This is a genomic window from Providencia sp. PROV202 (assembly GCF_028479565.1).
GTDB classification, from domain to species: Bacteria; Pseudomonadota; Gammaproteobacteria; order Enterobacterales; family Enterobacteriaceae; genus Providencia; species Providencia zhijiangensis.
In genome coordinates, this window is the sequence record NZ_JAMPNV010000012.1 from 1 (window position 1) to 22100 (window position 22100).

General features: G+C 43.3%; 21 protein-coding genes. 6 read left to right on the forward strand and 15 right to left on the reverse strand.

The window, feature by feature from the left end:
- Window positions 1-79 precede the first annotated feature (79 nt).
- The 8 genes from fusA to fkpA all read right to left on the reverse strand — a co-directional run bounded on the left by fusA (window position 80) and on the right by fkpA (window position 6319).
- Window positions 80-2206 carry an elongation factor G gene (gene fusA / locus PR799_RS09050; protein ID WP_154602339.1) on the reverse strand — a complete coding sequence of 709 codons (2127 nt, stop codon included), beginning with the start codon at window positions 2204-2206 and terminating at the stop codon, window positions 80-82.
- Window positions 2207-2292: 86 nt separating this feature from the next.
- Complete coding sequence (rpsG, locus tag PR799_RS09055; RefSeq protein WP_006813694.1) at window positions 2293-2763, reverse strand: 30S ribosomal protein S7; 471 nt, start codon at window positions 2761-2763, stop codon at window positions 2293-2295.
- 98 nt (window positions 2764-2861) lie between these two features.
- Entirely contained in the window at window positions 2862-3236 is a 375-nt protein-coding gene (rpsL, locus tag PR799_RS09060; RefSeq protein ID WP_004265905.1) for a 30S ribosomal protein S12, read from the reverse strand.
- Between the two features lie 136 nt (window positions 3237-3372).
- Entirely contained in the window at window positions 3373-3660 is a 288-nt protein-coding gene (tusB, locus tag PR799_RS09065) for a sulfurtransferase complex subunit TusB (protein WP_154602338.1), read from the reverse strand.
- Window positions 3661-3718: 58 nt separating this feature from the next.
- Window positions 3719-4078 carry a sulfurtransferase complex subunit TusC gene (tusC, locus tag PR799_RS09070; RefSeq protein ID WP_272521787.1) on the reverse strand — a complete coding sequence of 120 codons (360 nt, stop codon included), beginning with the start codon at window positions 4076-4078 and terminating at the stop codon, window positions 3719-3721.
- A 52-nt stretch (window positions 4079-4130) separates the two neighbouring features.
- The gene (gene tusD / locus PR799_RS09075) at window positions 4131-4535 is read right to left on the reverse strand and encodes a sulfurtransferase complex subunit TusD (RefSeq protein WP_154626532.1); all 405 of its coding nucleotides are present in this window, start codon (window positions 4533-4535) and stop codon (window positions 4131-4133) included.
- Window positions 4532-5236 (reverse strand): helix-turn-helix transcriptional regulator, encoded by a 705-nt coding sequence (locus tag PR799_RS09080; RefSeq protein WP_036948726.1) that lies wholly within the window; start codon window positions 5234-5236, stop codon window positions 4532-4534. Before PR799_RS09080 ends, tusD begins: the two co-directional genes overlap by 4 nt.
- 339 nt (window positions 5237-5575) lie before the next feature.
- Window positions 5576-6319: an FKBP-type peptidyl-prolyl cis-trans isomerase gene (gene fkpA, locus PR799_RS09085; protein WP_154602336.1), complete on the reverse strand. Its 744-nt coding sequence runs from the start codon at window positions 6317-6319 to the stop codon at window positions 5576-5578.
- Between the two features lie 233 nt (window positions 6320-6552).
- Here fkpA and PR799_RS09090 point away from each other — a divergent pair, with 233 nt between their 5' ends.
- A complete protein-coding gene (locus tag PR799_RS09090) occupies window positions 6553-6774 on the forward strand; it encodes a SlyX family protein (RefSeq protein WP_036948724.1) in 222 nt (73 codons plus the stop codon).
- 4 nt (window positions 6775-6778) lie between these two features.
- Here the strand turns inward: PR799_RS09090 and PR799_RS09095 are convergent, their stop codons facing one another.
- The 5 genes from PR799_RS09095 to kefG all read right to left on the reverse strand — a co-directional run bounded on the left by PR799_RS09095 (window position 6779) and on the right by kefG (window position 11633).
- Complete coding sequence (locus PR799_RS09095) at window positions 6779-8116, reverse strand: arylsulfotransferase family protein (protein ID WP_272521788.1); 1338 nt, start codon at window positions 8114-8116, stop codon at window positions 6779-6781.
- A 250-nt stretch (window positions 8117-8366) separates the two neighbouring features.
- Window positions 8367-8972 (reverse strand): peptidylprolyl isomerase, encoded by a 606-nt coding sequence (gene slyD / locus PR799_RS09100; RefSeq protein ID WP_154602334.1) that lies wholly within the window; start codon window positions 8970-8972, stop codon window positions 8367-8369.
- Between the two features lie 86 nt (window positions 8973-9058).
- Window positions 9059-9262 carry a YheV family putative zinc ribbon protein gene (locus tag PR799_RS09105; RefSeq protein ID WP_036948717.1) on the reverse strand — a complete coding sequence of 68 codons (204 nt, stop codon included), beginning with the start codon at window positions 9260-9262 and terminating at the stop codon, window positions 9059-9061.
- A 9-nt stretch (window positions 9263-9271) separates the two neighbouring features.
- Window positions 9272-11080 (reverse strand): glutathione-regulated potassium-efflux system protein KefB, encoded by a 1809-nt coding sequence (gene kefB / locus PR799_RS09110; RefSeq protein WP_154626528.1) that lies wholly within the window; start codon window positions 11078-11080, stop codon window positions 9272-9274.
- Entirely contained in the window at window positions 11073-11633 is a 561-nt protein-coding gene (kefG, locus tag PR799_RS09115; RefSeq protein WP_272521789.1) for a glutathione-regulated potassium-efflux system ancillary protein KefG, read from the reverse strand. Before kefG ends, kefB begins: the two co-directional genes overlap by 8 nt.
- Before the next feature lie 151 nt (window positions 11634-11784).
- On the opposite strand from kefG, the gene PR799_RS09120 reads away from it, so the two are divergent.
- The 3 genes from PR799_RS09120 to PR799_RS09130 all read left to right on the forward strand — a co-directional run bounded on the left by PR799_RS09120 (window position 11785) and on the right by PR799_RS09130 (window position 16072).
- Window positions 11785-13719, forward strand: a complete 1935-nt coding sequence (locus PR799_RS09120) for an ABC transporter ATP-binding protein (protein ID WP_272521790.1) — start codon at window positions 11785-11787, stop codon at window positions 13717-13719.
- 417 nt (window positions 13720-14136) lie between these two features.
- Complete coding sequence (locus tag PR799_RS09125) at window positions 14137-15345, forward strand: peptidase (protein WP_272521791.1); 1209 nt, start codon at window positions 14137-14139, stop codon at window positions 15343-15345.
- 7 nt (window positions 15346-15352) lie between these two features.
- A complete protein-coding gene (locus tag PR799_RS09130) occupies window positions 15353-16072 on the forward strand; it encodes an Lnb N-terminal periplasmic domain-containing protein (RefSeq protein WP_272521792.1) in 720 nt (239 codons plus the stop codon).
- A 101-nt stretch (window positions 16073-16173) separates the two neighbouring features.
- Here the strand turns inward: PR799_RS09130 and adiA are convergent, their stop codons facing one another.
- Window positions 16174-18444, reverse strand: a complete 2271-nt coding sequence (gene adiA / locus PR799_RS09135) for an arginine decarboxylase (protein ID WP_272521793.1) — start codon at window positions 18442-18444, stop codon at window positions 16174-16176.
- 96 nt (window positions 18445-18540) lie between these two features.
- Complete coding sequence (locus PR799_RS09140; protein WP_154626520.1) at window positions 18541-19401, reverse strand: MurR/RpiR family transcriptional regulator; 861 nt, start codon at window positions 19399-19401, stop codon at window positions 18541-18543.
- 251 nt (window positions 19402-19652) lie between these two features.
- Between PR799_RS09140 and murQ the strand changes: the two genes are divergently transcribed.
- Together murQ and murP are read left to right on the forward strand one after the other, a co-directional pair.
- Window positions 19653-20564, forward strand: coding sequence for an N-acetylmuramic acid 6-phosphate etherase (murQ, locus tag PR799_RS09145; RefSeq protein WP_154626518.1), 912 nt, complete (start codon window positions 19653-19655; stop codon window positions 20562-20564).
- Window positions 20565-20591: 27 nt separating this feature from the next.
- Window positions 20592-22061, forward strand: a complete 1470-nt coding sequence (gene murP / locus PR799_RS09150; RefSeq protein ID WP_154626516.1) for a PTS N-acetylmuramic acid transporter subunit IIBC — start codon at window positions 20592-20594, stop codon at window positions 22059-22061.
- Window positions 22062-22100 lie beyond the last annotated feature (39 nt).

Below are 22100 nucleotides of genomic sequence, written 5' to 3' on the forward strand. Positions count from 1 at the left end.
CGACTCTATTCCTTATGGAGTTCCCTCTTCACGATAAAGAAGGAACTTAAATTAAAGTAGTTAAATCGATAAAAATCGATTATCTAGCGTTACGAGCTTCGATTACAGCTTGTGCAACGTTGTTTGGCGCTTCATTGTACTTCAGGAACTCCATAGAGTATGAAGCACGACCTTGTGTCTGAGAACGCAGGTCAGTAGCATAACCGAACATTTCGGACAATGGTACTTGTGCACGAACAACTTTACCAGTAGGTAAGTCATCCATACCTTCAATCATACCACGACGACGGTTCAGGTCACCAATTACATCGCCCATGTAGTCTTCTGGAGTTTCCACTTCAACTTTCATGATTGGCTCAAGCAGAACTGGTTTCGCTTTTTTGAAGCCGTCTTTAAATGCCAGCGATGCTGCCAATTTAAACGCCAATTCAGAGGAGTCAACATCATGGTAAGAACCGAAATGCAGACGAACACCCATGTTAACTACTGGATAACCAGCTAATGGACCAGACTTAAGCTGCTCTTGCAGACCTTTGTCAACCGCAGGAATGTATTCCGTAGGGATTACACCACCTTTGATTTCGTTGACAAATTCGTAGTCCATTGGCAGACCATCTTTGTCTTTCTTGTCCAGTGGGTACATATCGATAACGACATGACCGTACTGACCACGACCACCAGACTGTTTCGCGTGTTTACCTTCGATGTCAGTCACTTTAGCAGTGATTGCTTCGCGGTAAGCTACTTGTGGTTTACCAACGTTCGCTTCAACTTTGAATTCACGACGCATACGGTCAACCAGAACGTCCAAGTGCAATTCACCCATACCAGCGATGATAGTCTGATTAGTCTCTTCATCACTTGATACGCGGAATGATGGGTCTTCTTGAGCCAGACGGCCTAATGCGATACCCATTTTTTCTTGGTCAGCTTTAGTTTTTGGTTCGATTGCAACAGAGATTACTGGCTCTGGGAATTCCATACGCTCCAGGATGATTGGTGCATCAACTGCACATAAAGTATCACCTGTAGTTACGTCTTTCAGACCGATAGCAGCCGCGATGTCACCAGCGCGAACTTCTTTAATCTCTTCACGCTTGTTAGCGTGCATCTGAACGATACGACCAAAACGCTCTTTCTTCGCTTTAACAGCGTTCAGAACGGTATCACCTGAGTTAACAACACCGGAGTAAACACGGAAGAATGTCAGGTTACCAACGAATGGGTCAGTTGCAATTTTAAATGCTAAAGATGAGAACGGCTCTTCGTCACTTGCATGACGTTCAGCTGGAGTATCTTTACCATCGTCCAGAATACCGTTAATTGCCGGTACATCTGTAGGAGCTGGTAAGTAATCCACGACCGCATCCAGCATCGCCTGAACACCTTTGTTCTTAAATGCAGAACCACAGGTAACCAGGATAATTTCGCTAGCAAGAACACGTTGACGTAAAGCACCTTTGATTTCTGCTTCAGTCAGTTCTTCACCGCCCAGATATTTTTCCATCAGTTCTTCTGATGCTTCTGCAGCGGATTCGATCAGGTTGTTGTGCCACTCTTCAGCCAGCTCTTGCATGTCCGCAGGGATATCTTCGTATTCGAAGGTAACGCCTTGGTCTTCATCGTTCCATTTGATTGCTTTCATTTTCAGCAAGTCAACAACACCAGTGAACGACTCTTCTGCGCCAACTGGTAATTGCAGTGGAACTGCAGTAGCTGCTAAACGAGTTTTTAACTGCTCAACAACACGTAAGAAGTTCGCACCCATACGGTCCATTTTGTTAACGAACGCGATACGTGGAACTTTATATTTGTTAGCCTGACGCCATACAGTTTCAGACTGTGGCTGAACACCACCAACCGCACAGTAAACCATTACCGCGCCATCAAGAACACGCATAGAACGTTCTACTTCGATTGTGAAGTCAACGTGTCCCGGGGTGTCGATGATGTTGATACGGTGTGGTTCATACTGCTTAGCCATACCAGACCAGAATGCAGTAGTCGCAGCTGAAGTGATAGTAATACCACGCTCTTGCTCCTGCTCCATCCAGTCCATTGTTGCAGAACCTTCGTGGGTTTCACCGATCTTATGGTTTACACCAGTATAGAACAGAATACGTTCAGAAGTTGTGGTTTTACCGGCGTCGATGTGTGCACTGATACCGATGTTACGATAGCGTGCTATGGGCGTTTGACGAGCCATTTTTTCCTCTCTCGTGGGCGTTCAATTCTTCATATAAAGGGCAGCTAAAAGCTACCCTGAGATACATCACTAAGATTGGTAAGAGATTACCAACGGTAGTGTGCGAACGCCTTGTTAGCTTCTGCCATACGGTGAACGTCTTCACGTTTCTTAACAGATGAACCTTTGTTCTCAGCAGCGTCTGATAATTCGTTTGCCAGGCGAAGCGCCATAGATTTATCACCGCGTTTACGAGCAGCATCAACGATCCAACGCATTGCCAGGGCATTACGACGAACCGGGCGAACTTCAACTGGAACTTGGTAAGTTGAACCACCAACACGGCGGGATTTAACTTCCACAGTCGGACGCACGTTATCAAGTGCTAATTCGAATGCGTCAAGTTCAGTTTTACCAGAACGCTGAGCAAGGAGCTCAAGTGCGTTATATACGATTGCTTCAGCAGTAGATTTTTTCCCGTCTACCATCAGGATATTTACAAATTTGGCCAGTAATTCTGATCCGAACTTAGGATCTGGAAGAATTTTACGTTGACCAATTACGCGACGACGTGGCATGGATATGACTCCGTTGTTAATTCAGGTTTGTCCAAAACTCTACGAGAGTATTTTGACATTAAGATTAAAAATGTTTGGCCTTACTTAACGGAAATCCATTAAGCCTTAGGTTTCTTCGCGCCGTATTTAGAACGAGCTTGCTTACGGTCTTTAACACCAGAACAGTCCAGTGCGCCGCGAACGGTGTGATAACGCACACCTGGCAAGTCTTTAACACGACCGCCACGGATCAGGATTACGGAGTGTTCCTGCAAGTTGTGGCCTTCACCACCGATGTAGGAAGATACTTCGAAACCGTTAGTTAAACGAACACGGCATACTTTACGTAATGCTGAGTTTGGTTTTTTAGGAGTGGTAGTATATACACGAGTACATACGCCACGTTTTTGCGGGCAAGCTTCCAGTGCTGGAACGTTGCTTTTCACAACTTTCGAGCTACGAGATTTGCGTACCAGCTGATTAATAGTTGCCATTATTAAAAAAGCTCCTGGTTTTTTTGCTTCGTAAACACGGATTTTGACCTCGTTCGCCAACATGACGATACACGAGGACGCGAAATTTTATTGCCGACTGGCTCAGGTGTCAAGAAATATACAACTTTTAGTGACTTTATAAGGCAAAATGTTGCTTATGAGCTTCAGTTAGCTTTACAAAACCTTGATATGAGATGATAGAAACGCCATCAGCTACCTGATCTTGTAGCCCTCGGGCGTCAATATCTGCATCCAAGGCATAGATTTGGGCACCGCTATTTTGTAGTTCCGCAAGATATTTGGATTGTGAGACAGCGGCAATCACACCATCTTGGAAAAGCAATATAGCGTCTTCATTGGTGATTAAACGCAGTAGCGCGGAAAAATCACATTTAAATGGAGAAGTGGCTAGGGTGTATAGCATAGGCAGGATCCTACTATAGATCAAAATCCGAATACAAGATCAAATTTTGAACACAAGATCAAAATTTCAGCACAACATCACAGGCAGATAACTGCTCTTGGATCTGCTGGGGTGTTAAAAATTCAGGCGTCACAATCCACTCATTTTGCTGGCTAAGGCCTCTTTCCTTTAATGACTCTGAACATAGGTAAATGTTTTCAATGTCATAGAGAGGTAAAATTTTGAACGTCGCAATATAGTCCCGAGCTAAAATTTCTTTAGGCTGCTGATGAGCGAGTAATTGGCATACGCCATCAGAAAGAAAGAATACATTGATTTCCTCAGTCAGTGCTGAGGTCGCTAATAACGCATCCAGTCCTTCGCGCCCACTGGCACTACCATGTGGCATAGTCGTAAAAACAAAGGCTATTTTCTTCACAAGAGACCTTATCTTATATCTTATAGAGTGACGTGGTTCATGATGTTCAGGTTTAAAACTGGATTGTGCGGTCAGTCGTTAACATGGATTCAGCCAGACTTCCTAAACCGCTCATGGTAAAACTTTCAGATAAGTTATAGGCAGATAGCGATAGCGCGTTAGCTTGCTCTTCATCTGTAATACCACGACGTAATCCTGCTGCAACGCAGATATTCATTTCACAGCCCGACTCTTGTGCCAGCTGGCGCCATGCTTTGACCAGGTCAAATTCATCATTCGCAGGGGAAGTTAAAGCATTGCCATTCAGAACGCCATCTTGATAGAAAAACACCGTCTTCAATAGATGCCCCTCTTTAAGAAGGGCCTTGGCAAATTGATAGGCACTTGCTGATTGTGAAGTGCCGTATGCAGGGCCTGTCACTAACAAACAATAGGTTAGCGGGGTTGTTTTACTCATTCACCACTCTTAAATTGGCGGATATATAAATAGACAGTGTGCTTGGAAATATTCAGACGATCAGCCACTTGGTTGATAGCATCTTTGATATCAAAGATCCCTTTTTCGTACAGGTTCAGAACCACTTGTTTATTTTTCGCGTTGTTAGAAACATTACGGTCATTGCTAACTTCTTCGATGGTGTATTCCAATGTTTGTGCGACTAAGTCATCAACTGAAGATGCAAAGTTCACATCGGAAGTCACTTCTTGCTTTTCTTCCGGCACAAAAGACTTAATGATTTCAGAGAATGGCACATCCAAGTTCATGTTGATACACAGTAAGCCAATAACACGTTGCTTACGGTTACGAATCGCAATCGTCACAGACTTCATTAAGTCGCCGCTTTTCGCTTTCGTAAAATACGCTTTAGAGACATTGGATTCCGCATCCGCCATGTCATGCAGCATTCTTAATGCTAAGTCAGTGATAGGGGAGCCAATTTTACGCCCTGTATGCTGACCATTCGCTATTCTCACTGCTGAACATTTGAGGTCTTCTAAAGAGTGAAGAACAATTTCACAATGCTCACCGATTAGCATAGCGAGCCCGTCAACCGCAGCTTCATATGATTTTAAAATTTCGTGGTCAGTCTCAGTAAACGGCTGGTTATCAAGAATATTAATATCACTGAGGTCTTGGGATTGTAATGCATCAGACATTTCAACGGCATCCTTCTAAAGTGTATAAAATTCATCACGTCAACCAATGAGGCATTCATTATTCGACTCATTTGCCTTCACTTTATCGTACATAGTCAACGGATGTGATGATTAAAAATAAAAACGAATCTATTGAAGTTAAAACTCCAAGGCGTTGCCGTCAAGCGAATGAATGCAAGAGAGTATGTTTTATCACAAGTTTTAAAGAATATAAGATTTTTAAATGTAAATTTTTAATCGAGAATGACACAACTCTGCTTTTTTAGCATTGAATTGCGTAACCCAATGAAAAAAGCTCAGAACGAATCTGAGCTTTTTTGTTTTTAATGCTGTGAAATCTTATTTTGCAGCAGGTTTGATATCTAATAATTCAACATCAAAGATCAGCGTTGAATTTGCTGGGATACCTGGAACGCCGTTTTCACCGTAAGCTAATTCTGGTGGGATAACTAATGTCATCTTGCCACCTTTCTTCAGGTTAGATAAACCTTCAGTCCAGCCTTTGATCACTGAGTTTAATGGGATAGTCAGTGGCTCGTTACGAGAATAAGAGCTATCGAATTCAGTGCCATCAACTAAAGAGCCTTTATAGTGAACAACAACGGTTTCGTCTTCTTTAGGTTTGGCGCCAGTACCGTCTTTTTCAATTTTGTACAGTAGGCCAGACTTAGTTTTCACTACGCCCTTTTCTTTTGCAAATTTCTCGCGATATTCATCACCTTTCTTCACGTTAGCTACTGATTCAGCTTTAATTTTATCTTCAGCTGCTTTTTTCACTTGTCCTTCGAATTGACGTAATGTTTCTTCAACTTGTGCATCAGTCATTTTGCTTTTGCCGTTGAATGCATCTTGAACACCAGCCAGTAATTGGGCTTTGTCCAAATTAATACCGATCGATTTTTGTTCTTCTAAAGAATTTTGCATGTAGCGACCTAAAGAGGCACCTAATGCATATGCGTTACGCTCTTCTGCATTTTTGAAAGCGCTCGCTTGTGTTTTTGCTTCTTCCGCCATAACTTGTGGGGCAGTAAAAGCGAATGCTAATGTTGTTGCTAATAGACTTGCCTTAAACAGTGATTTCATCCTAATCTCCGATAGCTATTATTCGAGCCATACGGCTCATTTTTATTGATAGCTGTTCCTTATCTTAAAAAACAAGCTGTCAGTTAACACAAAAAATATAAGAATATCTTAGACCACATTAACAAAAAGAGGTTTCGACGCCTACACCTTTAAATAAAACTTATCTGTTGATTTGTAATGTTCGGTTATTATGATGTTTTTTTCATGATGGGAACCCATAAGGAGAGTCTAAAATGGATTCATCAGACAATTTTGAACAGCGTTTAGAACTTTTAGAAAGCAAAGTTGCTTTCCAAGAATTGACTATTGAACAGCTTAACCAAGTGATTACAGAACAACAAATGCAGCTGTCAAAAATGCAGGAACATTTGCGTATCGTTGCGGAAAGATTGAAAGCGTCGCAATCATCTCACCTAGCTCGTCCTGAAGAAGAGACTCCCCCTCCCCATTATTAGTCTCTCAGCTTTTCCCCCTGATATGAAATTGGGAGATATCAATATCAGGCAATGCCATCTCTTCGGGCTTATCCAATTGAGGCACCCATTCATAGGGAACTCGATAAGCCCGATAGATCATGTTATCCCATGCGTATTGTTCATCGGTATAGGGGGAAATATATTCCCAAGCAATTTTATTTTCCTTAGTAACTTCAATAATTCGCCCATCCGCGCCCTCTGTAATCAATGTATTACCATTGAGGAGTCGTTGTGCGCTGCTAACATGCGGACTAAAAAATCGAAAACGATTCGTCGGCATTTTAAATCCCTGCTCGTTTGCAGAATGCTGCCAAACAATACCTAAGCTGATAGGGTCTATCTCCAAGACTCGAGAATAGTCACGACTCGCATTTTTTAATCCATAAAGCGATGTTGGCGTAGCTTGCCCATAGCCTGCTTGCCAGCCATTATCAAACAGTAAAATATTCCCAGCCCCCGGTAACCCTTGAGGAATAAGATGGGCATGATGTTGACCAATAATCCCCCCTAAATGCTTAACATTGTCATGGGTATAATCAGGTCCAATTTGCCATACAATCTTTCCAGTTTCACGGCTGGTAATTCCAATAATATTCGTTTCCCGAGAGCTCCATATCATATTCTCAGGATGAAAATGAGTATTGCCATTATCATAATGTTTGTTGGGACCAAGCCGAGATAGGCTATTGATATGTAAATAATCCCCCACACCATCAGATATGAGATTAGGATTACGATAAAAGACATTCTTTGCGGTTTCAGAAAAACCGAGCTCTGAAAAGTGATCACTGAGCGCCCAGGTCCATACAATATCTCCCTGCCAATTAATCTCAACAAAGACGTCATCCAGTAATGGCTTATCAGATATTTGAGGATTTTGAATATTTCGATGGCAAAGTAATAATGTTTTCCCTTCATAGATAGGGGATATCAAATCAGGCGTATAATACCCGACGGGGTTTCCTTCCCGTTGAAAATCATGATGGGCTCTTGCAGACCAATATTGTTCCCCAACATCATCCGTCAATAATTCGACACGATCAAATGACCAAACTTCGTTATTGTCCCAATCCCGCTGGACCAACCGAGTATATTCGCGATATTTATCACCTTCTTTTGACCGTTCATAACTCAGCAGATTGCCTCGGAGTAACATTTTACAAGGCACTCCATCACTGTCCTGCCAAACATGAACTTCATTGCCATTCATATCAATAAGCACAGCGCCCTTATTAGCCACTGAAAATAATGTATAACCATTCCAGGCTTTATCTGGTTTATAAATTGTTGTTTTTGTAGGATAAATAGAGGGCATTCCCATAATGATTTTCCTAGATAATTGAGACTATGACACGAGATAAACGAAGAAATTAATCTCGATAAAAATCATGGAAATTATAAGCTAGAAAAATAACCAATTGATTTACAATAAATTTCAGTAATTATTAAATTTAATAACAGTGAATGCTTGAGACTGAATTTTGAGTAAAAAAAAGCCCAACATAAAAATGTTGAGCCTACATTCGAAATAAAAAGCTAGTTCGCTTTTTATTAAATCTCTTTTTTAGAGATTAGTGGCAACCGCAACCACCATGCTTGTGTCCGTGACCTTGACCTTCGCCACCACCACAGCAACCACCTTCTGAACCGTGGCTATGACCGCCACCGCCACAGCAACCACCTTCGTGGTCATGGTCGTGGTCGTGACCATCAGCACCATGGACGTGGCCATGTGCGATTTCTTCTTCAGTTGCTTCACGGATAGCCATGACTTCAACATTAAATTTCAGGTTTTGACCTGCTAACATATGGTTACCATCAACGATAACTTCATCGCCTTCGATGCCTGTGATTTCAACAGGAACTGGACCCATGTCAGTGTCCGCTAAGAAACGCATACCCACTTCCAGCTCGTCAACGCCCATGAATACATCTTTCGGTACGCGTTGAACTAAGTTGTCATCGTATTGACCATATGCATCGTCTGAAGCGACTTCAACATCGAAATGTTCGCCAACTGCGCGACCTTCTAATGCTTTTTCCAGACCAGAAATTAAAGAACCACGGCCATGCAGATAGTCCATTGGCGCATTCGCCGGGGACTCATCAACTAAAACACCGTCTTCTGTTCTTACTTGGTAAGCGAGGCTTACAACCAAGTCTTTTGCTACTTTCATGACATCTCCTACGACCCGTAAGGGAAAAATTTTTGCCAATTGTACCGGAAAACAATTGTGCTGTATTGAGAATTGACAAAATTCTCTTATTCTGGCGTAAAAATTCCAATAACTTGTTCTTGCTTTCTCACATGCTCAGTTGCATCGCCTTCAGCTTGACGTTGTTGATCCCCACAATTCACACATTCAACCACATCAATTTTATCTTCTCGCCACATCATTAAGGTGTCTTGAGACTTGCATTTAGGGCAGGTTGCCCCAGCAATAAAACGTTTACGTGTTGCTGCCATTTTTCTACCTTACTGTTCGTTATTCCAGCCATGCGGTTGGCGATTTTCTCTTTGCATCTCTTTTTCAAAAAGTTCGTTGAGTTCACGCCGCGCCTCTTTAATACGCGAAATTTGCCCGCTATCGCTGTTCTCATTTTCAGGAATAATATCCCGCAGCATACGCATATCAAGCCGACGGAAATGCTGTTTCGCTCGATAAGCTTTGTGTGGATGCATTCCGGTGCTAATCAGTGCTTTGCTTCCCATTTCTAACGCGCTTGAGAAGGTTTCACGGCTAAAATCCGTCACGCCGCTGTGCAGTAATTCGTGAGCTTCTAAGCGCCCTTTTGCACGCGCAATAATATGCAAATTCGGGAAGTTTTCTTGGCAAATACGCACAATTTCCATCACTTCTTCAGGAACGTTGCTGGTGATCACAATCGCTTTGGCTTTATCCGCTCCCGCTGAGCGTAGAAGTTGTAGTTCTCGCGCATCCCCATAATAGACGGTGTAACCGTAGCGGCGCATGGTACTAATCGCGGTAACATCTTGTTCAAGCACCGTAATATTCACTTTGTTCGCCATCAATAGACGACCAACCACCTGCCCCATTCGCCCAAATCCCACTAAAATAACGTGAGGATTGGTGTCTTCCACAAACGGTTTTTCGGTAGAGGTTGCTGGCTGATTATAACGGCGGTTGAGATACGCATCTATCAACTGCATCACAAGTGGTGTTGTCATCATCGATAGCGTCACCACGACCAACAATAAATCCATTTGCCTTTCATCAATCACGCTAGCACCGAATGCCGTGGCATAAATGACAAAGGCGAACTCGCCACCTTGGCTAAGCACCCCAGAGAATTGCGCTCGAGCACCTGTGCGTAAACGCGCCACAAATCCCAATACATATAAGACAAGCGCTTTCACGGCGACCAGCACCAAAACTGCCAGTAAAACTTGAGGGAGATAAGCCCACAATACTTGTAAATTTAATGACATACCGACGGAGATGAAAAACAGCCCTAGCAGCAAGCCTTTAAACGGTTCAATATTAATCTCAAGTTCATGACGAAATTCCGTCTCAGCGAGCATCACCCCCGCCATAAACGTACCCAACGCCATTGAGAAGCCAAGGCTTTCCATAATCAACGCGGAACCCAGTACGACTAACAACGCCGCTGCGGTAAAAATTTCATGAACACCCGATTTCGCTGCGAGCCTAAAGAGTGGACGTAATAAATAACGCCCGACAATCCATAGCCCCGCAAACGCCACCACTTTCAATCCAATTTTGTACCAATCGCTGCTTCCCGTATCCCCTGCCAACAGCGGGATCAGTGCCATAATCGGGATTACCGCCATATCTTGGAACAGTAAAACAGAAAAACCGAGCTGCCCACTTTCTTGGTTGGACATCCCTTTTTCATTCATTAATTGCAGCGCCATAGCCGTTGAGGACATCGCCATTCCCAGCCCGCCAACCACAGCTGCCTGCCAAGAAAACTGAGCTAGAATCAAGATCCCAGCCATCAAAGCTGCGGTTACAACCACTTGAATGGTACCGACACCAAAAATCGATCGGCGCAGCTCCCACAATTTCGAAGGTTTCAGTTCCAACCCAATCAAAAACATTAAGAAGACAACACCCAGCTCCGAGAAGTGCAGAATGTCATCCACATTGCGAATAAAGCCTAATACAAATGGGCCAATCGCAATCCCTGCCAGTAAATACCCTAGCACCGCCCCCAGACGAATTTTTTGGGCAATCGGCACCATCACCACACCAGCGCATAAAAATATGATCACCGACTCAAATAGATTTAACTCATCCATTTGAAATATCTCCTGTATTGAGGGGTTGTCTCATCCATTGCTTATACTCTTCAACCATTTGCTGTAACTGTTGTGGGCTCTGCCGACGGGCAGAATAGATAATATTTGGTTCTATCCAGTGCATATCACACATTAATGAGGTCAATTCAAATGGACGAAGAATTTCGGATAATGGATAACGATTATAGCCACCATACTGGTAAGCTTCTTCTGGCTCCCCCGTGGTGATAATCGAGCGCCAATATTTGCCTTTCAGTTTTTGGTATCCTTGGTCTGTGGCAAATCGGCGAGTCAGAACTTGGTCAAACCACTCTTTTAATAGCGCGGGGCAACTATAAGTATACAGCGGGTGCTGAAATACAATGACATCATGCTGGCAAAGCAGCTTTTGTTCTGCGGTGACATCAATAAAATAATCGGGATATGTTGCGTATAAATCGTGGATAGTGACATTGTCAAAATCGCGCACTGCATTTAACAACAGACGATTAGCAACAGATTCATGGGGGTCTGGGTGAGCGTAGACCACGAGCACTTTTGGCGTAATTGACATCTTTCCCTCCTCAAAGGCGTGTCAGGCGGATAATTTTCCGTTACCATGCAGCCTGCTAAATGTACTTTAAGCTTAATATATTTCAGTAATAACTTTATTATTCGAATATATCTAACTCAATAATTTAACATATTTTCAATAGACGGTTTCTATGATTGTTTTCTCTTCATTACAAATTCGCCGAGGTGTACGTGTTCTGCTGGACAATGCAACTGCGACTATCAATCCGGGGCAAAAAGTCGGGTTAGTGGGTAAAAACGGCTGCGGAAAATCCACATTGCTGGCACTGTTAAAGGGTGAATTGCAGGCGGAAGCAGGATCAGCAACCTTTCCAAGCAATTGGTCTATGGCGTGGGTGAACCAAGAAACTCCAGCCCTTGATGTGCCTTGTATTGAGTATGTCATTGATGGTGATCGTGAGTTTCGCGCCTTAGAACATAAGCTCCAACAGGCGAACGAAAAAAATGACGGTCATGCTATTGCCGTCATTCATGGGCAATTAGATGCCATTGATGCGTGGACAATTCAGTCCCGTGCAGCGAGCTTGCTACATGGTCTTGGCTTTAGCCAAGCACAGCTACAGTCTCCGGTAAAATCATTTTCCGGTGGATGGCGTATGCGCCTGAACCTTGCACAAGCCCTACTGTGCCGTTCCGATTTATTACTTCTCGATGAACCGACGAACCATTTAGATTTAGATGCGGTGATTTGGCTGGAAAAATGGCTTAAAAGCTATTCTGGCACGCTGATTTTGATTTCCCATGATAGGGACTTCCTCGACCCAATCATCGACAAAGTGCTGCATATCGAACAAGAAACCATGTTCGAATACACGGGCAACTACTCTTCATTCGAACGCCAACGTGCGACTAAACTCGCTCAGCAACAAGCTTTATATGAGAGCCAACAAGCTAAAGCCGCTCACTTACAAAGCTATATTGACCGCTTTAGAGTGCAAGCCACCAAGGCAAAACAGGCACAAAGCCGAATTAAAATGCTCGAACGCATGGAGATGGTCGCCCCTGCCCATGTGGATAACCCATTCCATTTCTCATTCCGTCAACCGGAAAGCCTGCCGAATCCATTATTAAAAATGGAAAAAGTCAGTGCAGGTTACGGTGAAAAAGTGGTGCTGGAATCCATCAAATTGAATTTAGTTCCGGGTTCTCGCATTGGGTTACTGGGACGAAATGGTGCCGGTAAATCCACACTAATCAAAATGCTAGCAGGTGACTTACCACCATTACACGGTGAAATCTCACTCGCCAAAGGGATCAAACTGGGGTATTTCGCCCAGCATCAATTAGAATATTTGCATGCGGATGAATCCCCGCTACAGCATCTTGCTCGCCTTGCACCTGAACAAACTGAACAGCAATTACGTGATTACCTTGGCGGCTTTGGTTTTAAAGGCGACCAAGTGACGGATCCTAGTGGACGTTTCTCTGGTGGGGAAAAAGCCCGCTTAGTATTAGCTCTGATTGTCTGGCAGCGCCCTAACTTACTGTTACTCGATGAGCCAACCAACCACTTAGATTTGGATATGCGCCAAGCACTAACCGAAGCGTTAATGGCTTTCGAAGGCGCATTGGTTGTGGTTTCCCATGATAGACACTTACTGCGCACCACCACGGATGAGCTGTATCTGGTTCATGGCGGAAAAGTGGAGCAATTTGATGGTGACCTCGAAGATTACCAACAATGGTTAGCTGAGCAGAACAAAATGGAGCTACAACAAGCTCGTGATCTGCTTGATAAAGAAAAGCCAGCCAGTACGTCAACCATGACGGCGCAAGATAGAAAAGACCAAAAACGCCGCGAAGCCGAATTCCGTCAACTAACCCAACCTATCCGTAAAAAAATCACGGAGTTGGAAAAGAAAATGGAAAAACACTCTGTATCCTTAGCGGAGTTAGAGGCGAAGTTATCCGATGCCGCCATTTATGAGCAAGATAAAAAAGCGGAGCTGACTGACTGTTTGAAAAAGCAGACTGAGCATAAATCAGCCCTTGAAGACGTTGAAATGGAATGGATGGATCTGCAAGAGCAGTTAGAAACCATGACCAATGAGTTTGAAGCGGGTTAATTCGTAATCGTTCTTCAATAATAACCCTTTATTAAGATCAAACTAATAAAGGGTTATTTCAATAAATGACCAAAAGAGATAATCATAATTAGAACTTTTAAGTTTAAGAATTTAATTACACATAAAAATCTTATTTATGGTTTCTTTAAAACATAATCCGAAGCGTTGACGTGTTATTAACAGAATTAAATATTAACATATCGTTAACCTAAAGCAGTTGCAGCCACACAACCAAAGTGTAACACTAAAAATAACGCTTATTCTTCAATGAATTAAAATCACTACAAAACGCACAAATTGCCATCTATTTTGTCGCTTAAATATCCCCATTATAATGAAGCCAATCCTACAAATTAAAAATAAAAACCTATAAAGATAAGGCATTAGCACTTATCAAGATTCTATGGTTGGTGCAGCATGATTTATATCATTACGATGCTCTATGGCAGAGACACAGCGAAAAAATATTTCTGGTTTATTCTGGCGCTCACACTATTTGGTGTTCTGATTGGTGCCTGCTTTTTTCTATTACCTTTTTTTGCTGATCCCCATGAGTTTATGATTTTCCTCTGTATTCCAATTTTATTGGAAGCTATTCGCTCGTTTGTCTGCGCGATGTATTGCCAAGGTGCTACCCGAGGGCTGCGGATCAGCCGCGGATTAGTGCTACTTTTTATGGTCTACATTGTCTTATTTTCTAAAATACATGCATGGGAAACGGTTCTCTCTGGATTTATTACTGGCTTATATCTCATGGTCAGTGCTATCTGGAAAATGTCCAATAGCGTGGTTTTAAAATTTGAACGCTGGAAGTTGATGTTCACTGTCTCCATTATTGAATTTTTATTAGGTTTATGGAATTTCATTCCTTGGTCTTTTGACTATTCCTCTCGCCAAGTTTATTGGGATGTCGGCACGCTGATTATGATCTTCTCCCTCGATTCATTCTTTGTTTACTACTTTGTTGTGAGCAGCCAAATTTCCAATGTTAACCAGATGGTATTTACACGCAATCGCAATAATGACGCTTCAAACAGAGAACGCGGCACCTTACACGTATGGACAACGACCGGGCAACTGCCGTTATTTTTTAAAATTATCCAACGTTATATTGTTTCCCGTAATTCATTGGGCGTGATTAGTACGGGGCATGTGGCTTTTGAACTGGATGAAATATATATCAGCCACTACCCAGAGAAAGATATCGACCGCGATACAGCGCAATTTTTGCAGATATTAAAATCCACCGAGGAAAACAATGACACGGGAGTTTTTCAAATCAGCTATCTTGATGAAATGAAAATTGCGCCGCCATCAAACTTCAAATTAACCATTGAAGGGATCAGCAAAGAAAAATTAGACGCATTCTGGCAAGAGTACAGTAAAGACACGACTTATAATTTAACGAATCGCAATTGTTCAACCGTCGTTTCTTTGGCGCTAATAAAAAGTACCGAGGGATATTTTACTGAGAAAAAAGGCGGCTTCATGCTGCTACTTAAATTGCTCTTTAGCCCTGAGCTTTGGGTCATGTCCCAACTCAGAAAACATGCAAGTATAATGACGTGGACACCGGGCATTGTTTTAGATTATTCCCGCGCCATGTCTGTTTTATTAAAAATGTAGCGTGTAGATGAGCAATCTATTACCTCAAAATGAGTGGAGAACCGAGTATCGCTATAAATCCCATATGGATTTTAATCACGAAACTTCGGACGTCGCCATTCATAATTTTCGCTCTTTTCAGTTTGCCGATAAGAATGAATACACTTGGGATACAAAGCATTACAACCTGTCTAACTTGCAAAGCGTAGACTTAGTTCAATCCCACTGGTCTGGTAAAATGATAGCCCATGTCTTTCTGAGCTTCGGTTTTACCAATGGGGACTATGTCTCTTTCTCTATCGAGACAAGGCGAAAAACACATCAACAATTTTCGGTTTGGAAGGGTTTTTTCTATAACTACGATATTATCTATGTGGTCGCTGATGAGCAGGATTTAATTGGTACTCGCGTTAATTTACGCAATGAGCAGGTCTATATTTATCCCTTAAATTTAGATAAGCCACTTATTACCGAACTGTTTCTCAATTATATGAGTAAACTTAATCAGCTCAAAGAGACCAATGAAAAATATCATTCTATGTGGAATAACTGCACGACCAGTATTTATAAAATTGCCAAGAAAACCTATCCTGATTTTAAATTTAACTGGAAACTGTTAGTCAGTGGCTACGCTTCTCAATATTGTCATCAATTAGGTTTTATTGAAGATAAAGATTATTTTAATAAACAAAAAATCCCAATCATTCCATTAATTAACCACACATTCTCACACCAGATAAGGCGTTAATTCCGCTCATAGTAACCGGCAGAAAGGTACAATAGATCCTTAGCTAATCCCTGATAAGGATCTATTTTCGGTATTAAGCCCTAAATTTAATTACATTCTCACTATCGAACTTTCACGCACATCACATGGTATTCGCCATTAATTTTTTCTGTACCTTCCGTTTCATGTTCAAAGCCCGGAAACTCGCTATCCCACGCTTGTAAACTGCGTAAATAACCAATATGCGGGCTGTTGGTTTCGCCAAAGCTTTCGCCGGATAACAACATTGGGATCCCCGGTGGATAAGGAATAATCGAGTTCGCTGCAATACGCCCAGCCAGCTTATCTAACGGCACAGCTTCAACGCGGTTCGCAACAATCTGTTGATAGGCATCACGTGGACTCATCATGACATTGGGTAACTCTGAATAGGCTTGATTCAGCTGGCTACCCGGATTATTGCGCTGCAAGTAAGCAAACATCTTATCCCCCAAGTCTCTCAGCCCCATCTCACCATAAATTTCAGGCGCGACTTCCACCACTTCAGGTAACACTTTTTTCAGCTGCGTGTTGGCATCGTAGTGGCGTTTAAAGGAGAGCAATGCATTAACTAATGTGCCCCATTTCCCTTTAGTGATCCCCATAGAAAACAGGAACATAATTTGGAAATCGGTAGTACGGGTCGGCACAATACCATAATGATTTAGCCATGCGGTCACGAGCGCCGCAGGGACACCGGAATCGAGCAGCTTGCCATCGTCCCCCATTCCTGGCGCCAAAATACTCACTTTGATAGGGTCTAACATCGCCCAATCTGCGGGAATATTTTTGAAACCATGCCACGTATCTTCAGGGTTCATTACCCAACAGCTTTGCTCTTTCATCAGCAATTCAACAGGCGCAAACTCAAAATCGTAGCGCTCGCCAGTTGCAGGATCCTTCACCGTTTCCTGATTCCACGGTTTGAAAAACCACTCGCCATCATTTTGGAACTCTTTGTACAGATAGCCGAGTGATTGACGAAAGTCGATGGCTTCGCGGATCACTTCATCCGTTAATGAGCGCCCGCTATTCCCATCCATCATATCTGCCGCAATATCGTTTGAGGCGCAAATGGCATACAGCGGCGAGGTGGTTGCATGCATGTGATAGGCTTGATTAAAACGATTAAAATCAATAGCGTTACGTCCATTTCGCACATGAATAAACGAGGCTTGCGACAACGCATTCAATAATTTATGGGTTGAGTGAGTCGCGAAAATGGTAGGGTCATCCTCTTTGCGCTCTTCATCACGCATCGCGAAATGGTCACGGTAAATCGGGTTAAATCGCGCGTAACCGTACCATGCCTCATCAAAATGAATTCTATCGAGGGATTTATCCAATAGATTTTGCACTTTACGCGCGTTGTAGCAAACACCATCATAAGTGCAGTTTGTAACCACGCTATACGCCGGCTTTTTACCGATTTTATCAGCGGTAAATGGATTGTCGGCGATCTTTTTCTGAATGGCCTCAGGGGACATTTCTGTTGGGTAAATCGGTCCAATAATCCCATAGCGGTTACGACTCGGGACCATATAAACAGGTTTTGCTCCCGTTAAAATCAAGCCTTGTTCGATGGATTTATGGCAGTTTCGGTCAATGACCACCACGTCGTCGTCCGTCATACAAGCTTGCATAATGGTACGGTTCGAGCCCGAAGTCCCGACCACAACGGAATAGGATTGGTCAGCACCAAAAATCCGAGCCGCGTTTTTCTCGCACTCCCCAAATGCCCCAGTGTGATCGAGCAACGAACCCACAGCAACTCGCTCGATGCCGATATCTGTACGGAATAAATTTTCACCAAAAAAGTCGTGATAAATACGCCCAGCGGGCGTTTTGGTAAAGCCGACACCCCCTTGGTGTCCCGGCGCTGCCCATGAATGTTCGTGTACATCACTGTATTTAATTAAACTTTTCATTAATGGCGGGAGTAACTGCGCACGGTAACGGATGATAGCAGCGAGAACGCGTCCGGCAATAAAGTCCGCCGAATCCTCTAAAATCCATGCAAACTCATCCACCTGCTCCATCATTTTTCTATCAAATGCCACTAAGGCTTCTTCACGATCACTCAAGAGAAAAACGGGTACATCTTCTTGGCGGCGATGAAGCTGGGTAATTAGCCGATGTGCTTGGGCTTGCTCTTCTTTATCGGACATATCTCGCCCGTAAAGCAAGCAGTCAATGCTGGTGTTTGAGCGAATATAGGCAAGACCGTCTTCAAAATCACGGATAATGACCGTTTCGACGTGTTCGTCATTCAGTTCGCTTGCCAGCCGTGCAACCGCATGGCTGATCACAGAATCTTCATCTGTTAGCTCGGTATAAACGATCAATGCCCTCATGGACTCTCCCTCAATGAATTGTTTTAAGCGAAATAATGCCTCCTTTAGTCTTAACGCAGATAAGATTATTTTGCAAAGTTATCGGGGTATTAATAGTTATTCGTCAAGTTTATTAATCATCACTTTGGCATTCATCACCAATGCTTTCGCTTTATCTTCCCGTTTTTGTAACAACGCCATGAACAGTAAATCGGTCAGGGTATTTTGTGCCGTTCTTGAAGAAATTGATGAGCTGCGCCATTCGTTTTCTTCTGCCACACTTTCCAACATATAGTCTGACATTTGAGCGAGTGGAGACTCTTTCGAGCGCGTAATAGCGATAACACAAGCACCATTTTGATGCCCGATATTGGCGGCAGTGAGCATATCTTTGCGCTTTCCAGAGAAGGAAATCACGATTTGCACATCTTTCGGCGTCAAGGTTAATGCGGCCGCAATTTGAACGTGATGATCCGGCTCCACGAGCGTGGTAATGCCGATTTTCTGAAGCTTATAACTTAAATCTTTCGCAGTGAGTCCTGAGCCGCCAATCCCAACAATTTGCACGCGTTGTGCGCTATCTATGCGCTGAATGATTTTTTCAAACTGTTTGAAATCAAGACGTTTTGTGGTTTCTGTGATGGAATAATTTTTCTCTAATGCCAGCTTCTGCGCGACCACCATCAAGCTATCCGTTTGCGTAATACGGTTATGCAACGCGCGGTGAGGCTCCCCCAACTCTTGCTGTTGGCGACCAATGATTTCACTTAGCGCCAATTTCAGCGCGGGGTACCCCTTTACACCTAGCTTTTGACTAAACTTCACTATAGCGGATTGGCTGATCCCCAATTGCTCCGCTAACTGTGAAGATGATAGTTTCAGCACATTTTCCGGACTTTCTAAGATAAATTGTGCAATTTTACGTTGATTTTCCGCAAGTCGCGGTAATAGGTACGTGATGGTATCGAGTAACGTCATAGTAGCCCTCAAGAAGATAAACCTTCATCGACAGAATAAATTTACAAATAAATTATTCCTTTAATAAGAACTCAATGCTTGGTAATTAATTATTAAAATTCAAATCACTATTAATTTATAGGGCAATAAACAACCAAATTTATTCGCTTATATTGACAAGGGAGAATAGATAGCACCGTGATGATTATCACATCAAAGGAATAAATAATTCCATAGCATACCCCTCATGATACGTTTAAGGAGTTATTACTATGTCGATTGATTTAAGCAAGATGGTCACGGAAAGCCGTAACGAAGCCAGCACCCACATTGACCAATTATCTACCATTGAAATGCTGCAAGTCATCAACAATGAAGATAAAAAAGTCCCTTTGGCTGTCGAAAAAACCTTACCGCAAATTGCACAATTGGTCGATAAAGTTGCGGCAGCTTTCCAACAAGGTGGTCGTCTAATTTATTCCGGTGCGGGTACTTCGGGACGTTTAGGGATCCTCGATGCCAGTGAGTGCCCTCCTACCTATGGAACCCCACATGAACAAGTGATTGGGCTGATTGCCGGTGGTCACCAAGCAATCTTCCGTGCCGTTGAAAATGCGGAAGATAAACCCGAATTAGGGGAGCAAGACTTAAAGAATATCGATTTCAATCAAAAAGATATTCTAGTTGGGATCGCCGCCAGTGGCCGCACGCCTTATGTTCTAGGTGCCATGAAATATGCACATTCCTTAGGTGCAACCGTTGCCTCAATTAGCTGTAACCCTGATAGCCCTGTTTCTCAAGCCGCTGACATTGCTATCACCCCGATTGTGGGCGCTGAAGTTGTCACCGGCTCTTCGCGCATGAAAGCGGGAACCGCACAGAAACTGATTTTAAATATGATCACCACTGGGGCGATGATCCGCATCGGCAAAGTCTTTGGCAATTTAATGGTCGATGTGGAAGCGACTAACGCTAAGCTCATTGAGCGCCAGACTAAGATTGTGATGGAAGCAACCGAATGCGACCGCCAAAGCGCAGAATCTGCATTACAACAATGTGATAGACACTGTAAAACAGCGATCTTGATGATTTTATCTGGCTTAAATGCTGATGAAGCTCGTCAATTGCTCGCTAAAAATCATGGCTTTATTCGCACTGCCCTCAACATCGCAAAATCCGTCTAATCGGCGGATCTCTATGAGAGAAACAGTATGGCTAAAATAACAAATGAAATGATACAGCAGATCCTGCAACACGTGGGTGGCGGTCGCAATATTAAGCAGTGCGGTAACTGCATGACGCGTTTACGGCTTACCTTACATGATGACCAGTTTATCGATAAAACCGAAATCAAAAAAATCCCCGGCGTACTGGGCGTAATTGAAAGTGACGACCAGCTGCAAATTGTTTTGGGCCCAGGAAAAGCCCAAGCCGCCGCGGATTTAATGAAGCAAATGTTAGAAAATGGCGAAGCGGATGATGCCCATGACTCTGCTGCGACCCAAGATCTGAAAGAGATTGCTTCAGCCAATAAACAGCAGCTGAAGAAAAAACAAACCAGCGCCGTTCATCGCTTTTTATCTAAATTTGCGACTATTTTTACCCCATTAATTCCGGGCTTTATCGGCGCGGGTCTCTTAATGGGCTTGGCCTCATTACTCACATTATTATCAGCGAACCAAAACTTATTCCCTGCGGATTCAACCCAGCTTGCCCACCTCAAAAGCTTAATTGCGTATATGAGTGTATTCGGTAAAGGGTTATTCACCTTTATGGGATTGTTGATTGGTTATAACGCCCAAAAAGCGTTTGGGGGAAGTGGCGTTAACGGTGCCATTATCGCTGCGCTGTTTATTTTAGGTTACGACCCGGCGGCCACTAAAGGCTTCTATTCCGGTATGACAGACTTCTTTGGTTGGTATATTGACCCGAGAGGCAACATTATCGGGATCCTAATTGCCTGTATTTTTGGTGCTTGGGTTGAAAAACAAGTGCGTAAAATCATTCCGGCTAGTTTGGATATTATTTTAACCTCAACCATTACGCTGTTAATCGTCGGCGCTGCAACCTTTGTCTTCATCATGCCTATTGGCGTTTGGTTATTCGAAGGAATGTCTTGGCTATTCATGCACTTAAACGGAAACCCTATCGGCACAGCCGTCTTAGCGGGTCTGTTCCTGATTGCGGTAATGTTCGGTGTCCATCAAGGCTTTATTCCGGTGTATGTCGCGTTAGTTGAAGCGCAAGGGTTTAACTCGTTATTCCCAATCTTAGCGATGGCAGGTGCAGGTCAAGTGGGTGCGGCACTGGCACTGTATGTGAAGGCGAAGAAAGGCTCTGTTACCCGCAGCCAAATTGGTGGTGCACTCTTCCCCGGCTTCTTAGGTATTGGTGAACCATTGATTTACGGGGTGACGTTACCACGAGTGAAACCGTTTGTGACCGCCTGTTTAGGGGGCGCGGCCGGTGGTTTCTTTATCGGTGCCATCGCGTGGATGGGTCTACCTGTAGGGTTAAATACCGTATTCGGCCCTTCAGGATTAATCGCTATTCCACTGATGACGTCAGACCAAGGCGTGCTTCCTGCAATGGCGGTGTATGCAGGCGGTGTCTTAGTCTCTTATCTGTGCGGGTTTATTTTCACCTACCTGTTCGGTAGTAAAAATGTCGATTTAGACTAGAGGATAACGTGGATTGAAAAACAAAAAAGGCACCTAAGG

What these genes read in the sequence shown, in the direction of transcription:
- fusA (WP_154602339.1), bottom strand. Translation starts at nt 2,206, where the DNA reads ATGGCTCGTCAAACGCCCATAGCACGCTATCGTAACATCGGTATCAGT.
- rpsG (WP_006813694.1), bottom strand. Translation starts at nt 2,763, where the DNA reads ATGCCACGTCGTCGCGTAATTGGTCAACGTAAAATTCTTCCAGATCCT.
- rpsL (WP_004265905.1), bottom strand. Translation starts at nt 3,236, where the DNA reads ATGGCAACTATTAATCAGCTGGTACGCAAATCTCGTAGCTCGAAAGTT.
- tusB (WP_154602338.1), bottom strand. Translation starts at nt 3,660, where the DNA reads ATGCTATACACCCTAGCCACTTCTCCATTTAAATGTGATTTTTCCGCG.
- tusD (WP_154626532.1), bottom strand. Translation starts at nt 4,535, where the DNA reads ATGAGTAAAACAACCCCGCTAACCTATTGTTTGTTAGTGACAGGCCCT.
- PR799_RS09080 (WP_036948726.1), bottom strand. Translation starts at nt 5,236, where the DNA reads ATGTCTGATGCATTACAATCCCAAGACCTCAGTGATATTAATATTCTT.
- fkpA (WP_154602336.1), bottom strand. Translation starts at nt 6,319, where the DNA reads ATGAAATCACTGTTTAAGGCAAGTCTATTAGCAACAACATTAGCATTC.
- PR799_RS09090 (WP_036948724.1), top strand. Translation starts at nt 6,553, where the DNA reads ATGGATTCATCAGACAATTTTGAACAGCGTTTAGAACTTTTAGAAAGC.
- PR799_RS09095 (WP_272521788.1), bottom strand. Translation starts at nt 8,116, where the DNA reads ATGGGAATGCCCTCTATTTATCCTACAAAAACAACAATTTATAAACCA.
- slyD (WP_154602334.1), bottom strand. Translation starts at nt 8,972, where the DNA reads ATGAAAGTAGCAAAAGACTTGGTTGTAAGCCTCGCTTACCAAGTAAGA.
- PR799_RS09105 (WP_036948717.1), bottom strand. Translation starts at nt 9,262, where the DNA reads ATGGCAGCAACACGTAAACGTTTTATTGCTGGGGCAACCTGCCCTAAA.
- kefB (WP_154626528.1), bottom strand. Translation starts at nt 11,080, where the DNA reads ATGGATGAGTTAAATCTATTTGAGTCGGTGATCATATTTTTATGCGCT.
- kefG (WP_272521789.1), bottom strand. Translation starts at nt 11,633, where the DNA reads ATGTCAATTACGCCAAAAGTGCTCGTGGTCTACGCTCACCCAGACCCC.
- PR799_RS09120 (WP_272521790.1), top strand. Translation starts at nt 11,785, where the DNA reads ATGATTGTTTTCTCTTCATTACAAATTCGCCGAGGTGTACGTGTTCTG.
- PR799_RS09125 (WP_272521791.1), top strand. Translation starts at nt 14,137, where the DNA reads ATGATTTATATCATTACGATGCTCTATGGCAGAGACACAGCGAAAAAA.
- PR799_RS09130 (WP_272521792.1), top strand. Translation starts at nt 15,353, where the DNA reads ATGAGCAATCTATTACCTCAAAATGAGTGGAGAACCGAGTATCGCTAT.
- adiA (WP_272521793.1), bottom strand. Translation starts at nt 18,444, where the DNA reads ATGAGGGCATTGATCGTTTATACCGAGCTAACAGATGAAGATTCTGTG.
- PR799_RS09140 (WP_154626520.1), bottom strand. Translation starts at nt 19,401, where the DNA reads ATGACGTTACTCGATACCATCACGTACCTATTACCGCGACTTGCGGAA.
- murQ (WP_154626518.1), top strand. Translation starts at nt 19,653, where the DNA reads ATGTCGATTGATTTAAGCAAGATGGTCACGGAAAGCCGTAACGAAGCC.
- murP (WP_154626516.1), top strand. Translation starts at nt 20,592, where the DNA reads ATGGCTAAAATAACAAATGAAATGATACAGCAGATCCTGCAACACGTG.